This window comes from Kordiimonas sp. UBA4487, assembly GCF_002389025.1.
Classification (GTDB): Bacteria; Pseudomonadota; Alphaproteobacteria; order Sphingomonadales; family Kordiimonadaceae; genus Kordiimonas; species Kordiimonas lacus.
Window position 1 is genome coordinate 348,894 of sequence record NZ_DGNR01000013.1, and the last position, 15,582, is coordinate 364,475.

Here is a 15,582-nt window from a genome sequence, read left to right on the forward strand (position 1 = left end):
AGAAGAGAACGTAACTCTCCATTAAGTGTAAGTGGAGAAGTTTATTATGGGTTTTATGTATAATTATGTAAATTGAACAGAATTACGCATTCTGTTCAAAATATATATTAGAAGTCAACTTGTTTGAGTAATTAGTTATGAGTAGTAGAAATTCTCAGTCTCTTTTTGATACCGAAGGAAATCGCAAGTATCTTACGCACAACGAGCTCAGTCGATTTCTCGCTGCAGCCAAAGGCGCTCGTCCTCAAGTTATGACGTTCTGTCTCGTGCTTGCATTTACTGGAGCCCGTCTATCGGAAGTGCTGTCACTGACAGCTCAGAATATTGATCCATTTACGCAGTGTATAGTTTTTAGAAGCCTTAAGAAACGCGGTGAAATCATCTATCGAGCAGTTCCTGTGCCCAAATCACTTCTAAAAACCCTATTTTCTCATCATAATCTTGAAGACGGAAATAATATACCTTTGTGGCCTTGGTGCCGAACAACCGCTTGGTCATACGTGTCTGTCGTTATGAATGACGCCGCTTTATTCGGTGTTTGTGCAACGCCACGAGGATTGCGCCATACATTTGCCGTTACAGCAGTGCAAGCAGGAGTGGCTCTAAATATGGTGCAGAAATGGCTAGGACATGCAGATATAGAAACAACCGCCATTTATGCAAATGCGGTTGGGTCGGAGGAGTTGAAGATTGCAAAAAGGGTATGGAGGTCACTACTATAGGGAAGTAGGGTATATTAAAAAAATCGCATTTCTTATTTATTCGTGTCGCTGCAAAAAAGATCGAGGAAGGGCTGTTTATGTCCAATAACCTAGAAATATATGCACTGTACCTTTCCACAGCGGAAAAAGTTAGTGACCGCAGACAGCAGGCCAATGGAATGATGCTGTCGATCAACGCTGCATTATTAGCTTTTTATGGCGCTATTGGCGGCGGCGGCATCACTATTCCTCTGGAAAATTCTCATTTTTGGGCACTGCCCATTCCAATTGCAGGTTTTTTGGTATGTTTTTATTGGGGCGCACTTTTAAGATCTTATGGCAAGCTTAATGCCGCCAAGTTTTCCCTGTTGTTAGAAATGGAAAAAGACCTCCCAATAGATTTGTTAGCAAGAGAGCGCAAAATATATTCAGAGAAAGGTCACAACTCCTTTTCTAAAATTGAGATGAGTTTGCCATGGATTTTCGGTGCGCTTTATCTTTTGTTTGTTGCCTCACCGTGTCTGCCTGCCTTGTGAAGCCCTATGTAGAGACGGAATGTAATTAACTATTAGTCATTTGACGCTTTGCCGCGAGGTTCCATTGGAAGGTGATATTTCCGCTGTTATCCCAGCCAGAAATGAAGCAGCTACTATTGCTAATGTTGTTCTCACTATTGAGCAGCACCCTGCAATAAAAGAAGTTATTGTGGTTGATAACGCATCAACTGATGAAACAGCAGTAGTCGCAAAAAAAGCGGGTGCTCGCGTAATTCAATGTCCCCAAATTGGGCTCGGAAGGGCCATGAAGGCTGGTGTTAAAGCGGCACAAAGTCGATATATCCTTCGCTCTGATGGTGATATTCAAAACTGGCAGCCAATGTGGATTGATCGACTACTTCCAACTTATCCCCATTGTTTGAGTCGTGGAATTTATAAATCGCCATATAATCAACTACCAATGTCGAATTACGTAGTTAGACCTTTCCTGCACTTGTATAGGCCTGCGTGGGAGGTTGTTCCGATACCAACGACCGGAACCTACCTGCTTGATCGCTATGATCACGATTGGGAAGCTCTCCCTGACAATTGGTCGATCGACATCGCAATCTTGTTTGGTTCAATGTCCAATCATCCTGAGTTAGTCAAAAACGTTGAGATTGGCACATTGTCAGATAAACAGAGGGGAGTAGCACACTACATACCTATGGCTACCGATTTGACAGAGTATCTAGTGTCTTTTTTTGCCGAAGACATTTTGAAGCGCTAAGAAAGGCGTCATTCAATATAGGTTAGTTCTGCATCTATCGTTGGTACTATAATTTTTCTGCTTTCTAATATCTGTACCTCAAATATGCACTCCAATCGTTCCATATCGAATGGGCTTGCCGCACCATTGGCCTTCAGCGTTCGGATGTTATCAATCGCTTGATTATTATCTGCAAAAGTTAAGCAAGATGCCAGTGTGCCAAAGGTATGACACCCATGACACATAACCAGGCGGTTGCTCCGGTTGAAGGGATTTAAAAAGCGACCAAAATATCCTACATCCTTAGTCAGTAGACCTTCTGGGTTTTTGGCCGACTTCAAAACTCGTGATTGGGTGTCTTGCTGGAGCTGAATTGCGTTGTCGTCATTTGCGTAGGAGTATTTAACTTTAAGGGCCGTGGCTAGATCACGCGTGACCGCATTATTGTGTGGCCCCCCTAACACTACCAGGTTCCCGTCAAGAACGTCGGATGACACTTTGCTTGAAGAATGTCTTAAAATTTTTGCTGATGGGTATGCTCTTGAAAGAAATGTGGACACTTCAAACAATGCGTCCCGATCATCCAAATTATCAACATATAGATAATCATCGGAATGATGTGCTGCGAACCTCGTTTGTTCAGGTTCTGGTGCGCACATCACATGAATTTCTGAAACTGAACTATCAAACCAAAAACATCGGTCAAGGTCCGGCTTAGTGGATCGCCTAAAATTCAGTACATGTTTTTGGGCGCATTCGAGAATGCGTTGCTCAAACTTTTCCCATAGATCTTTTAGCCGACTATATCGACCGACTAATAAATCGCGAATATCAGCGGGGATATCTTTGGCTATTCCTTGTACAGCCTCGAAAATAACCAACTCATGACCAAGCGCATGAGCATATCCAAGTTCATAAAATGTGTTTACAGAAGCGCCAGCGATATCCATTACGAAGATATCACAGCGCTTAATTTGGCTGCGAATTTCTGGCGCCAATGGTTTTCCATACTGTACGTCTTCAAAATAGATATCGAATAGAATGGGAGTTTTATATTTATCTTCAAGAGTCGCTGCAACTGTGTCGCAAACGCTTGAGATGGTCTTTCGGAACTTCTCAACATCCTTTATGTGATGCTCGTCATGAAAGCTATGGCTAACAAAAACACCAATTCTCATTGTTATTCTACCCGGCTAGTAATAAAGCCTCTAAAGGCTGAAAGTGGGAGAATTTGTTGTTTGATTGCGATATGATCATCTGGCACGTGACTCTTTAAAATTTCCCCGGCGGCCACGTAAGCACGAGCACCAATCTTAATTCCTCCAATTAGCAGCGCATTTTCTCCAATTACAGATTGATCCCCAATTTGTGGAGAGGGTTGTGGAGATGAATGCCTCCAGTCATCTGAATTGCCAGGCTTCCGATATGTATGTACAATTCTTCCCATAAAAGTTACTTCATTGCCTATGACAGTCCAATTCGAGACCTCCCCGCCAATGAACGAATTTTGACCAATGTGTACGTCTCGAAATACTTTAACGCCGTGAATTTCACTGCCTGCACCAATTGAAGTGTTGGCACCAACAAAGCTCTGAGAGTCGAGCCGCACATTCTCTGCTAGGGTCACGCCAGAAGATACAATAACGCAGTGCCCAAACTTTGTACCTGCACCAATGCAGACAGGGTGGTCAGGAGAAGCTTCTATTACGCAAAAGGCTCCAACTTGTATGTCATGCTCGTGCCAAATACGCGGCTGTGATGTGTATACTGGCTCGTTTAATATCAGCATAGTTGGTTCTCGGCTAAAACTCCTGCAATTACCTGCGCGGCTTGCAATCTATATTTTGGCGAAAGTAAAGCTTGATCAGGAGCTCCTTCCGGTGCAGAAAACGAATGATCCATACCATCAAGCGGATAAATCTGTGCAATTTCGCACCTGTCTTTAACGAATTGCTGACTTTCTGCAAACGGGACATCACTGTCGGCCGTGCCGTGGAAAACGGATGTTTCTTTAATTAATGGGCAGGTTTGGATAAGTATGTCGTATGCATACATGTCTGTGACTATGGAAGCAGGTAATTTTTTACTTGCATAGGGAATAAAACTTGAAGCGGGAATGGCCTCCCAGTCCTCAGCGACTCGACTAAGGTCGGAGATGTATGATGTGACGGGGCAGGTCATGACAACCTTATCCACAGATCGGCACAGTTGTCCAAAGAGATAGGACAATCCTCCACCAAAGCTGTTACCAATAATGACTCGATTTTTGGAACAGTTCGAGCATTCCTTTTCGATCCACTCCCATGCAGCTTTAATGTCTATAAACACGCCAGAAAGACTAAGCTTTTCAATGGGCATTTTAGATTGTCCATGTCCTCGATAATCAATCGAGAGAACCGTGTATCCTTTTTCGTTAAGCTCACGTGCTAAGTAGTCAAAGAAGCCCCATTCATGTCGATCCGCCGTGATTCCATGCACGAGGAGCGCAAAACCTACATTTTGCTCGCATCGATACACAGACCCTTCCACAAAATGCCGATCAGGAGTGCATATAGAAATTTCCTCAACCATATCAGGTCCTTTGTGTTGTGGTGATGTTTTCTTCAACAAATTTGACGATTGCATCGAAGTTAGAAAGACTTACAAATGTTGCTTCATCTTCAATTGTAACATCTAGTTCCTTCTCCAGCATCTGCACTATCTGAAGCTGTCCCAAGCTGTCCCATTCGGAGAAGTCATACATGCATACCGAGCCATTCAGACGATCAACACTTACTTTTAGCGCTTGTGATACCAGACTGCGGGCGATGTTTATGGCAGAAGCATTGATAGCTACGTCAGTAGATTTCGATCTCATTTGCTACCCTCCCTCAGGTTGCTTTGTGCAACAATAAGCCTATCAATTTTACCATTGGTGGTTCTGGGGTGAGATGGTTGAAGAATGAACGTTGAAGGAATTGCATACGTTGGAAGAATGGTGCCCAATTTCTCGCGTAAAACTCTATCATCTGGCTGCTCAACACCTTCGCTACATACAATAATTCGCCCCTGATCAATGAAGGCTATAGGGTTTTGCAGTCCGTTTCTTTGGCATGCAGCTTCAATCTCTCCCAAATCTATTCGGTTGCCACTGACCTTAACCATTCCATCTTGTCTGTGAGAGAAAACCAACTCTCCGTCTTCAAGCCGAAAAAAATCACCTGTATCAAAGCTGCGTAGTATAGTTCCGGAAAAATCTATCTCTTTAAACTTATCGGAGGTTATTCCAACGTAACCCGAAGAAATATTCTTTGAGACCAACACAAGGCGTAATCCTTCTTGTTCCGGAACCAATATAAAATTCCATCCGGGTATAGCCTTGCCTATTGGTATGGTGTCTGTACTGACAGCATGTGGACCTTCATACTCATAGAAAGAACAAAATAGGGTACCTTCTGTTGGTCCGTATGTATTTACAATGCGAGCTCTGGGAAATTTTTTTGCAAGTTCTTCTACATTGGCTGATGCCAGGGGCTCACCACAAAAGGAAAAGAGGGTGCAGTTAGTGGTTTCTGCTGTTTCACTCAAAACGTAAGGGATAATGGACGGAACGGAGTGCCAATGGGTGATACAGGCTTTCTGTATGGTCTTTCCTGGCCTCAATCGATCAATATTGCTAGCAATCGAGATCAGGGTTCCTCCGCCACACAGTACTGTTAGAAAGTCTACGATAGATAAGTCAAAACCTATGCTGGAGAATTGGCTCCAACGGGTGTGACTATCGACTTTGTAGAAAGAAACGGCCCATTTTACGAAGTCACTAGTATTGTCATGCGGCACACTCACGATCTTAGGTTTTCCAGTACTTCCCGACGTTGCAATGAAATATCTGGGGGCTTGGCGTCTCTGATTACTTGGTTTTTTTGACCTCGTATGAATGTCATCTTTTTTTTCTGGGAACTGAATAACTTTTGGATAAAGGGGAGCTATATGCTCAAAACGTTCAGAAGTATCAGTTAGAATTGTTGCATTTTCGAACTGCAATGAGATTTCAAGCAGTTTTGCGACTGGTGTCTGAGGGTCTACAGGACAAAAATCAACTTCAAACAAAAAGCACGCGGCCATACAGGCATAGTATTGAATAGATTTGTCGACATAGAGAATGAGAACCCAATCTGATTGAGGCTCTAAGGAGAAGAACAGGTCGTTAGCCCGAGCTCTAAGCTCAGCATAGGTCAACGCCCAATCTTTGGAGCTATCTTCAACAGCAATTCGTTCAGAGTATTGGTTTATGCTCGCATTAAGATAGTCGCGGATCACCAGCCTTATCCCCCGGATATTTCGCTATGGAAACCTACTGACAAACGTACTAACTCCAGTAGACTGAACAAAAACTATTCAAATAGTTAGTTTTTGAAAGGTACAGAACACTGGAGAATAAATTGACAGCACATTCTATCGTAGTCAATGCGTGTCAAATGTACTGCAACTTTTTGCTGTATACATAGCGGCCTAGAAAAGCTGTTTTGTATAGCGAATGAACAAAAACATTATTGGGCCGGAGACGCGATACTTCTTTCAGAGAGAATCTCTGCAGCCCTATTTTTCACCGGGTGTAGCCCTTGAACAGAATGCGTAATTCTGTTCAAGGGCTAATCGCATTTCCCCTTGGAACAAATTCGTGATCCAAGGGGAGGCAAGCGTGAAACGTATATTCAAGGGTGTATCGGCTACTGCCATAGCGATACTGATGGCACAGGGCTCACATTCTTATGCTGCGCCTAAGCCAGGCGAAGTCGAAAGTCACCTCCTGAGTCTTATCCAGCAATTCTCCCTCACCAAGGTAGATGAAGAAGCCTGCTTGCACGATATCCGCCGAGGACTGAACGGCAAGCGCGGGAAGAAATGTTTCGGCCAATTCGACCGCATCATCGGCGGCTGGCAGGAAGAACGCGCCCACAGGGAATGGCAGGAGGCATCGAAGACAGTCACTGTCGATGTGCCTGGGGACTGGGCATATGTGAAGATCGAGCGCTTCGGCCTCACTACCGCCGACGAATTTTATAGCGCCCTTTCCGGCATCAAACAGCAGCGCATCATCATTGATCTGCGCCAGAACGGTGGTGGTCGTTTGGATCAAGCTATTAAAATGGCGCTCATGGTGGTGGACCCTGGCGGCAATGCTCCGGTCTATACGGAAACAAAACGGGATAGCGAAACCCAAGACTTTCGCCTCATCACCAAGACATTCCATGTGCAAGAACTGGCAGACCGCTTCTTCTCAGAGCAACGGGACCGTGTCGGGAGCCTTAGAGACAAGCATTTCGCCATTCTCATAAATGATCACACCTTCTCAGCCTGCGAGATACTGGCAGAAATCATGCGTCGCCTGAACCCAGACAATGTGTTTCTGGTGGGGCGTCAAACCTTTGGCAAATGGACGGCGCAGGCCTGGTTTCCATTTCAGGATGCCGAGGGCAACAAGCGCCGCCTTGGGTATACGGTGTTGCGATATGCGCCGGGCTCGGACAAGGCCCCACCAGAGCACGTGAAGCCAGATTACAAACGGACATACAATCTCCGGCGTGAAGGCGAATTGGGAGTGGCATCAGACACGGTTTACACGTTCGCCATTCGCCGACTGCTGAGCAGGACCGAATGAGTTTGGCTCTCACCCCCTATGGCGTTTCACCTACGTCATGATGAGGGCCTGCATGCCCAGCCCGTCTCAAAATGCTGGGCATGCCCTAAACGCAGTGACCCCAGGGTTTTAAGTGTTCCCTGAGGTCGAGACTTGGGTGGGGCTTGCGGGCTCCACCCATCTTTTTGTTGGGGAGAGGTTTCAGGTTGTGTATAACGCAACCTAATAGCGCTGATGCCCCGTCTTTGTTTAACCTTATGTGATTGGCGTCACCAAGGGGCTCAGCGCTTTATCCAATCTGTTTGCTTTCACCTTCACGACCAGCAAGTGTGGAAGCTGCATGCCCAGCGGCCCCCATCGTTGGGCATGCTTCGTTTCAAGCATAGAAAAGCCCCGGCAGTACCGGGGCTTGAAAGAACATGTATCAGAGCGGAACCACTTAACTTTTTTCAGCTAATTGAAAATGTGTGACTGTCAAGGATGCGGCAGAGAAATATGCCATTGCCATCGGCTCCGTTTCCCAAAGCTTTCGTTTGGGTGGGATTAGCTTCTTCATTTCCGGCACAATACTCCCGATTGCTTCCGCAATCTCTTGTTTGGTGAATGCATTGTATATCCGAAAGGCATCCCGGATTTGAGGGCGGGAATAGAAGTGAACATTACACCCTTGTGCCATTGAGATCTGCGCAAGTGACACAATGAGATCTGCCACACGTGGCCGTCGATGCTCTTGTTCCTTCGGAATGTCTTCAAGCACAACATCGGTTGGACGATGCTGGTTGAGCAATTGAACAAACTTGCGGACACAAGTCTTATTCTTCTCCCCTATCGACCTCTTCGTACCCCACAGGCATATTGTGTCGGCGTTCCGGCACACCGCGTAGCCAAAGCCACGGTCGTTGGGGTAAATGGCCAGGGTAATGCGATCTTGCTGGGTTGGGTGTTCCATACATATGAATGGTTATCCCGGCATATCATGGGTGGATTCAGAGAACAGAAAGAACAGTCAGGCAGCGGTATCGATTATTGGCGACATCCGAGCGTAGTGATTAATTTTCATACGTCCTGCGCAACCAAGGAAGTATGTGCCCTCAAGGATACCGAAACGACTAAAGCGGTGTAGGCACCCACCCTCACCGGATGGCGGTAGATGCCAAAACGAGATGCCTACATTCGTTGCATGAACAACAATACACTGGATGGCATATCCACTAACTTCACCGCCTATGCCCACCCAAAAGCAATTCGAGCCGATGGATTCCGATCAACTCGCAACGATCCTTGATCTCACCATCAAACATGATCGCACCAACAAGCTCCTGACATTCCTCTGTGCCTTGTCGGCCTTTACGGAAAGCGATCAGTTCAATGTGTCGTTCAACGCCCCGTCATCGACGGGAAAGAGCTATATTCCCATTGAAATCGCCAAACTATTCCCCAAGCCAGACTTGCTGGTGATGGGCTATTGCAGCCCTACCGCCTTTTTCCATGATGTCGGCGAGCCGGACCAGGACAAGAAAGGACGGATCATTGTCGATTTGTCTCGTAAGATTTTGGTCTTCCTTGATCAGCCGCATAACGAGCTTTTGTCCCGGCTTCGTCCACTTCTTTCCCACGACAGCAAAACCATCAATATTAAGATTACAGACAAGAACCAGAAGCAGGGCTTCCGTACCAAGGATGTCGTACTGAAAGGCTTCCCTGCTGTGGTATTCAGTTCGGCGGGTCTTCGAATTGATGAGCAGGAAGCCACACGTTTCTTCCTGCTGTCCCCGGAAGTGCATCAGGACAAAATCCGGCAGAGTGTTAGCGCCAGTATTGACCGGGCAGCAGACAATGCCGGATACACCGCCAAGCTGGATCGAGACCCCGGCCGGTCTTTGCTAAAGGAACGACTGGTCGCCATCAGGAACGCCCACATTGACCACATCCGCATTCCCTCTGACATGCACGCTGAGATTAGGCGGGTATTCCTTGAGGGCGGTACAGCGCTGCGCCCACGCACTCAAAGGGACATCAAGCGCTTCATTGCCCTAATAAAGGCCTTTGCCCTGATGAACCTTTGGCACCGTGACCAGAACGGCAGCACGATTACTGCTCACGCCGACGACTTTGCAGAAGCACTTGCACTCTGGATGGAACTTGCAGAAAGCCAGGAACTCAATTTGCCGCCTTATGTGCTGCAGCTCTTCAGGGAGATCATCGTGCCCGCGTGGGAAAACAAGAATAAGGCCTATGGTGGGCACACAGTTGGACTGACGCGAGGTGAAGCCCTCACGGAGCATTATCGCATTTATGGCCGCATGCTCGATGCTACGCAGTTCAGGCAACAGATACTGCCGATGCTGGAGACAGCAGGCCTTATTGTTGAGGAGCATGATCCGCAAAACAGGCGGCGGAAATACATTTTTCCGGTCGAGCAGGAGGCGGAGCAACACAGTGAAAGCGGCTATGGGGTACCCAACAATATCCCAAGCCAGGTTCGCAATGATAACGACGACGAGGTATGATCGGCTCGGCTCCAGAAGATCGTCAGAAATCTAACCGGCCCAGTATCGACCCTAAAGATTACATCTTTTCCGAAGAGACGATTCAGTCCTTGACTGAGCTCGCCTTGCTCGTGCGCGATATACGCGCACGACAGGCGGCACGTCAGAGCAAATCCAATAATCTAAAAACACATGCCCACAACACCATCAAAAACGAACCAGGTACTACGTGACATGCGTCGCGGAGCGTATCGTGATCAGTATCTTATCTATAACCGCAAGAGCACTGACGAGCCCAACAACCAGAAAAACTCGCTCAAATATCAACGGGAGGAAAACGTCAAGTTTGCGAGCAAGGCTGGACTTTCCATTGCGTCCCTATCGATTGGCGGATTTTGCACAGAGGGGGTGATTGCCGAGCGTCACTCAGGCTTCAAGGAAAACAATGATATCGCCGTCAGCAATTCCGGAATGGTGCAATATCGGATTGCTCGCCCCAAATTCAAACAGCTGATGCAAGTCTTGAGCAGGGGCCACTTCAAAGGCGTCATATGCCTCTGCTGGGACCGTATGAGCCGTAACAAAGCCGATGATACCATTATCACCAAGTTGATGCGAAGTGGGGTCGATGTGCGTTTTGCATATGCACAATATGACGACACCAGTGCTGGTGCGTTGCACATGGATATTGACGGCATGTTTGCCGCCCACCATTCCCGTGTCACCAGTGAAAAAGTGAAGTTGGCGAACCGCAATATGCGGGAACGTGGCATCTGTACTTACCGTGCGCCAATGGGATATCTGAACATAGGCAAGTCCACTGATAAGCCATTCGATCCAGAGCGGGCTCCCTTAATCCGCCAGATGTTCGAGCGATATGCCGAAGGCACCATGAGCCTCTCAGACATTACCCGCTGGGCTAATGAGCAGGGTCTTACGACCCAGCCAATGCGTAAGCGGCGTACTGTTGAGGAAATACTGGCCGAAGATGAAAATGAGCCCAGTTCCCTCCAAGTTTGTCGCCCTGTGACCAGGACTATGGTTCATCGTATCCTCACCAATCCATTCTATATCGGTTATCTAATCGGGAACGATGGCGCGCAGGTGAAAAGCTCTAGCCACAAGCCGTTGGTGAGCAAAAATCTATTCTATACCGTACAGGAACAGCTTGGGGGAAAACGAACCAGCATCCATTATGATCAGAAAATAGACCTGCCGTTTCGAGGCTTGGTTCGTTGTGATGGGTGCGGCCACGTGTACACGCCATACCGACAGAAGGGTCATGTCTATCTCGGTGTACGCTGCGTCGCGGACTGCCCAAATGCTACAAAGAATTGCAGCCTCTCCAGCATTGAAAAACAGATTGCGACCTTGCTCAAAAGTCTCTGTCTTTCGGAAGCTGAACAGGAAGAGCTGGATGCGCGGGCATCAACGGACATTGCCCTCCTTGAAAACAAGCGCCATCTGCAACTTGAACAGATAGAGCGCAAGAAGCGCAAAGTGCGTGAAGACCTGAAATATCTTCGGGAAAACAAACTCACGCTTCTCAAGACAGGTGCATTTGACGCCCAAGGCTTGGTGAGTGAAGAAAACAGATTGAATGCTTCCCTCATCAAATTGCAGGACCAAGAACAAACTTCGGACACCTCAATGGCCGAAATGATGAAAGATGTCGTCAGACTTTCCGAACTCTTGAAAGACGCGTATTCCTGCTATATTTCAGCGATTTCTTCCGAAAAAGAGCTTTTCGTCCGATTAATCTTTTCCGAACTCAGGCTCTCCCAAAATACGTTGAAGTTTAGCTGTAAAAATGGCTTCAGGGCACTAGAAAGCCGCCTTGTCACAATGGGCTGCCCGACAGAGTGGCTTTCCGAACTCGACCGGCTAGACGGGATCAAGGAAAGTATTATGGAATTGGAGAAATTGCTCAGCAAGTGCTGATACCCCATACCTCGTCTCACTGTTTCAACAGCAGTCTGGAAGGGTATTAACAGAGCCCATGATCCACCAAGGCGGAGCCTTACTTGTACGGGCAATGTTTGTTGAGATGTTGGCCTTCTTAGGTTGCGGATTTCTACAATTAGACAATTTGGTTGCTACGGGCTCTCAACTCTAGCGTACTAATAATCAACTGTTGACCTATCAGATGCCTATTCATAGGGTCATTGGCAAACTCAATTTTGGGGAAATCGAAATGGACAACATCACGCCTCGCGGCAGGCACTTTAATCCGGATAGAATTTGTGAAGCTATTTCAAAGATTGGGTATAGTGTCCACTCCGCAATAATGGATATTGTCGACAACTCTGTGGCAGCAAAAGCTACAATCGTTACGCTGGCGTTTTCTTTGCGAGAGGCCGCCACGAAGGGTAGTAAAAATGGTCTTTCATCAATAGCGATTATTGATGATGGTCTAGGCATGACAGACGAAGATATTGATAAGGCGTTAGACTTTGGGTCTGAGGTTGAATATGCCCCGAATAGTCTTTCTAAGTATGGTCTTGGACTGAAGTCCGCAGGTTTTTCCTTAGGGCGGAAAATTGAAGTGCTGAGCAAAAGGAATGGAAAATATTCCAGCCTGCATTGCTTAGATCGAGACTTCATACGGGATGAGGGGATACTTGCCAGCTATTGCTTAGAACCTTCTGAAGAAGACAAAAAGGTTTTGGATACCTTTGAGTCTGGAACGGTTATCCGGATTACACAACTCAATTCCCCCTTTCCTTCATACAATAAGGTGAGAAGCGACCTTATGGACAAGATTGGGTCTGTTTATCATGGTTATATGACTGACAATAGTTGCTCGGTTACCATCTCGATGTCCGTAAATGGAGACCTTGAGGCAGTGCCCCCCAAAGATATTTTGTTCTGGGATATAGCCGAGGAAGAGTTGGATGAGGATGAATACTCTGGAAAGTTGCCAGTTCGTGTTATTGACCAACTCATCGAACACCCTGGAAACCCAGATGCAACACCGATGAGACTACAAGGTACCATCTTTCCTATGGCAAACATGGCAAGTTATCCGGGTTTCTCAAAGGAAGAACAGGACCAAATCAAATCCTACAAAGTGGGGCGAGCTAACGCAGGCTTCTTTATTTTTCGGAATGAGCGGCTAATTCGCTGGGGGGATAAATTTTCTGGACTACACGAAAAGTCATGCTTTGGTCTAAGGCTAAGGTTGAACGTCAGCACGGATCATGATGACCTGTTGCACGTTGATGTTTCTAAGCAACGTATTGAGGTTCCTGAAGACATAGAAGAAACGCTTGAGACCTTGATTAGAATACCAATTGCAAAAGCGCTTACAGCATTTGATCTATGCAGGCGGATGAAACGGGAAGCTAAAGGAGAAGAAGGCGAAACATTTGAAGCAAATAACGAAACTCTTGAAGAGGAAGATGCGCTGGAATCTCCAGATGATAGCCACGAAGAGACGATAAAGCGTACCAAGAAGCTGGGTGAGAAGTCCTCTGCAGCTGAAAAGAAGGAAGAGGACAGCGCTGACAAAGAGCAGGGACAGCAAGATGCTCCAGGCAGTGAGAAAGATTCTGAAGAAGAAGTGCCGGAAAAACCGGCAATTTTTAGAAAGATAAGATACTCCGATAAAGTACATGGCCTAGATGCATGGAAGAACCACTTTGATGATAAAAACGGTACCTATGTGAGGATTAATAAAAATCACATGTACTACCTCAATGTACTATCAAGAATGGCGCCAGGTGCTCCGGAGCGCCAAGCAATTGAGGGGCTTATATGGTCGCAAGCAGTAGCTTACAATAACACCTTTAAGGGACTTACGAGTGTTGAAGATGAGATCATCGAGAAGGTATTTGCTACATTTTTTCAGCAACTGACGGTGCAGCTTAACTCGTGGGCAATGCATAACCAGGGCATCTTTGACGAATGAGTTATGTCGGGGCCGTTTGGGCTGATACTTCAACGCACCTGATCTATTTTGTGGTGGCCAAGGATTTTTTGTATGTCGGAGAAACGGGCACTAATCCTGTCATTCGATGGGCCGCGCACTTGGCCTCTAACGGTACCCTGCGGCAGCGTATAAGGGCAAAAGGCGATGATGATGTTTGTTACTTGGGTCGCCCGATCTTCCTGAGTTTTGACATTTCTAGTTTTGTGGAGACTTTGCCGAAACCACAGGCAAAATCAGCCAGGCAAGCAGTGGAATACAGCGCGCAATGTGTATTGATGGCAAGGCCATCAATTTTGCCGGTGTCGTTGAGAGTGATATCAAATGTCAGGAAATCCTGTCCTGTGAGATTCCCGGGATGGGTGAGGGCACAAGAAGTTGCAGAGGATGTATGCCATTCATTTGCAGAGAGGCTAAAGTCACTTGCCGCCAGTCAACACCTTGATCTTTTTGCCCACTGACAGCCAATCGCTTGGGGGTGTTAAATGACACCATGAGATTCTAACGGCTCCCTCAGTATCCGCTCCCATTGCCTGTAGTACATGGCTTGGTGAATATTCATTTGATGTGCAGGCTGAGCCATTGGATATCGCAGCTATGCCTTTTAGCGCCAACATGACTGCTTCAGAATCCGTATTCGAGATAGAGATGTTCAAGACGTGTGGTAAAGTGCAATCTTCATCTCCATTCACCACATACGGGATGCCATTCAGGCTGTCGATGAACGCGCGACGGATTTGTGCATTAACTCGATTTCGTGAATTGAACTCCTGGGCGCAGATCTCGGATGCCAGACCAAAACCCACAATAAGTGGAACTGGTAAAGTGCCGGGCCTCAGACCTCTCTCTTGCCCGCCTCCATACGTTAGCGGCGTTAGGGGGACTCTTTTATACTTACGCCGTCTAGCGATTAAACTCCCGACTCCTATAGGGCCATATATTTTGTGGGATGTAACACTAATTAAGTCAATTCTAGGGTCTGTCAGATCGTCAATGACTTTACCGAAGCCCTGCGCTGCATCCGTGTGTATATAGACATCTTCATGTCTCAAGAGGTCGCAGATCTCGGCCAATGGTTGACGTACGCCAGTCTCGTTGTTGACATGCATTACGGACACTAAAAGTGTGTCGGAGCGAACGGCGGCTTTAACCTCTACAGGATCGATCAAACAATTTTCATTTGGCTTGATTAAGGTGATCTCAAAGCCACGTTCCGCGAGATGCTCCAACGGCTCCAAAATGGCTTTGTGTTCAATGGCTGTTGAGACAATATGTTTCTTGCCTGTTGCTTCACCATGCGCAGCCAGCCCCAGAATAGCTATATTATTTGCCTCTGTTGCTCCTGAGGTGAAGATAACTTCATCCGGTTTGGCTGATACCACACTGGCAACCTGTTGCCGTGCTGTATCGACAGTATGTTTTGCTCTTAGGCCAAATTCATGAGTGCGACTTCCGGAATTGCCTACTTCTTCACAAAACCAGCGAGTAATGGTTTCCTGTACGCGCGGTTCAAGAGGGGTCGTGGCGTTGCAATCTAGGTAAATCGTCATGGCGAGATCTGCTGCTAAATATGAGTTTGTGACATCTAAAATTGTTTGT

The 15,582-nt window shown here is 46.8% G+C and carries 15 protein-coding genes; 8 read left to right on the forward strand and 7 right to left on the reverse strand.

What is annotated here, in order from left to right:
• Window positions 1-137: 137 nt before the first annotated feature.
• From B3Z17_RS13265 to B3Z17_RS13275, 3 genes are all read left to right on the forward strand, one after another.
• Window positions 138-722 (forward strand): tyrosine-type recombinase/integrase, encoded by a 585-nt coding sequence (locus B3Z17_RS13265; RefSeq protein WP_286830223.1) that lies wholly within the window; start codon window positions 138-140, stop codon window positions 720-722.
• Window positions 723-799: 77 nt separating this feature from the next.
• Window positions 800-1,237, forward strand: a complete 438-nt coding sequence (locus B3Z17_RS13270; RefSeq protein WP_286830224.1) for a RipA family octameric membrane protein — start codon at window positions 800-802, stop codon at window positions 1,235-1,237.
• 64 nt (window positions 1,238-1,301) lie between these two features.
• Window positions 1,302-1,967, forward strand: coding sequence for a glycosyltransferase (locus tag B3Z17_RS13275; RefSeq protein WP_286830225.1), 666 nt, complete (start codon window positions 1,302-1,304; stop codon window positions 1,965-1,967).
• Between the two features lie 8 nt (window positions 1,968-1,975).
• Here the strand turns inward: B3Z17_RS13275 and B3Z17_RS13280 are convergent, their stop codons facing one another.
• The 5 genes from B3Z17_RS13280 to B3Z17_RS13300 are packed head-to-tail and all read right to left on the reverse strand — an operon-like array spanning window position 1,976 to window position 6,245.
• Entirely contained in the window at window positions 1,976-3,124 is a 1,149-nt protein-coding gene (locus B3Z17_RS13280; RefSeq protein ID WP_286830226.1) for a hypothetical protein, read from the reverse strand.
• Window positions 3,125-3,126: 2 nt separating this feature from the next.
• A complete protein-coding gene (locus B3Z17_RS13285) occupies window positions 3,127-3,735 on the reverse strand; it encodes an acyltransferase (protein WP_286830228.1) in 609 nt (202 codons plus the stop codon).
• Window positions 3,729-4,517 carry an alpha/beta hydrolase gene (locus B3Z17_RS13290; RefSeq protein ID WP_286830229.1) on the reverse strand — a complete coding sequence of 263 codons (789 nt, stop codon included), beginning with the start codon at window positions 4,515-4,517 and terminating at the stop codon, window positions 3,729-3,731. Before B3Z17_RS13290 ends, B3Z17_RS13285 begins: the two co-directional genes overlap by 7 nt.
• A gap of 1 nt (window position 4,518) precedes the next feature.
• Entirely contained in the window at window positions 4,519-4,803 is a 285-nt protein-coding gene (locus B3Z17_RS13295) for an acyl carrier protein (protein WP_286830230.1), read from the reverse strand.
• The gene (locus tag B3Z17_RS13300) at window positions 4,800-6,245 is read right to left on the reverse strand and encodes an AMP-binding protein (protein WP_286830232.1); all 1,446 of its coding nucleotides are present in this window, start codon (window positions 6,243-6,245) and stop codon (window positions 4,800-4,802) included. Before B3Z17_RS13300 ends, B3Z17_RS13295 begins: the two co-directional genes overlap by 4 nt.
• A 382-nt stretch (window positions 6,246-6,627) precedes the next feature.
• Between B3Z17_RS13300 and B3Z17_RS13305 the strand changes: the two genes are divergently transcribed.
• A complete protein-coding gene (locus tag B3Z17_RS13305) occupies window positions 6,628-7,587 on the forward strand; it encodes a S41 family peptidase (RefSeq protein WP_286830234.1) in 960 nt (319 codons plus the stop codon).
• A gap of 418 nt (window positions 7,588-8,005) precedes the next feature.
• Here the strand turns inward: B3Z17_RS13305 and B3Z17_RS13310 are convergent, their stop codons facing one another.
• Window positions 8,006-8,515, reverse strand: a complete 510-nt coding sequence (locus B3Z17_RS13310) for a hypothetical protein (RefSeq protein WP_286830236.1) — start codon at window positions 8,513-8,515, stop codon at window positions 8,006-8,008.
• A gap of 304 nt (window positions 8,516-8,819) precedes the next feature.
• On the opposite strand from B3Z17_RS13310, the gene B3Z17_RS13315 reads away from it, so the two are divergent.
• From B3Z17_RS13315 to B3Z17_RS13330, 4 genes are all read left to right on the forward strand, one after another.
• Window positions 8,820-10,076: a hypothetical protein gene (locus B3Z17_RS13315; protein ID WP_286830237.1), complete on the forward strand. Its 1,257-nt coding sequence runs from the start codon at window positions 8,820-8,822 to the stop codon at window positions 10,074-10,076.
• A 213-nt stretch (window positions 10,077-10,289) separates the two neighbouring features.
• The gene (locus B3Z17_RS13320; RefSeq protein ID WP_286830238.1) at window positions 10,290-11,996 is read left to right on the forward strand and encodes a recombinase family protein; all 1,707 of its coding nucleotides are present in this window, start codon (window positions 10,290-10,292) and stop codon (window positions 11,994-11,996) included.
• A 253-nt stretch (window positions 11,997-12,249) separates the two neighbouring features.
• A complete protein-coding gene (locus tag B3Z17_RS13325; RefSeq protein ID WP_286830239.1) occupies window positions 12,250-13,965 on the forward strand; it encodes an ATP-binding protein in 1,716 nt (571 codons plus the stop codon).
• Window positions 13,962-14,444 (forward strand): hypothetical protein, encoded by a 483-nt coding sequence (locus B3Z17_RS13330; RefSeq protein ID WP_286830240.1) that lies wholly within the window; start codon window positions 13,962-13,964, stop codon window positions 14,442-14,444. Before B3Z17_RS13325 ends, B3Z17_RS13330 begins: the two co-directional genes overlap by 4 nt.
• Here the strand turns inward: B3Z17_RS13330 and dndA are convergent.
• Window positions 14,403-15,533, reverse strand: a complete 1,131-nt coding sequence (gene dndA / locus B3Z17_RS13335) for a cysteine desulfurase DndA (RefSeq protein WP_286830242.1) — start codon at window positions 15,531-15,533, stop codon at window positions 14,403-14,405. The two genes, B3Z17_RS13330 and dndA, sit on opposite strands and share 42 nt — an antisense overlap.
• Window positions 15,534-15,582 lie beyond the last annotated feature (49 nt).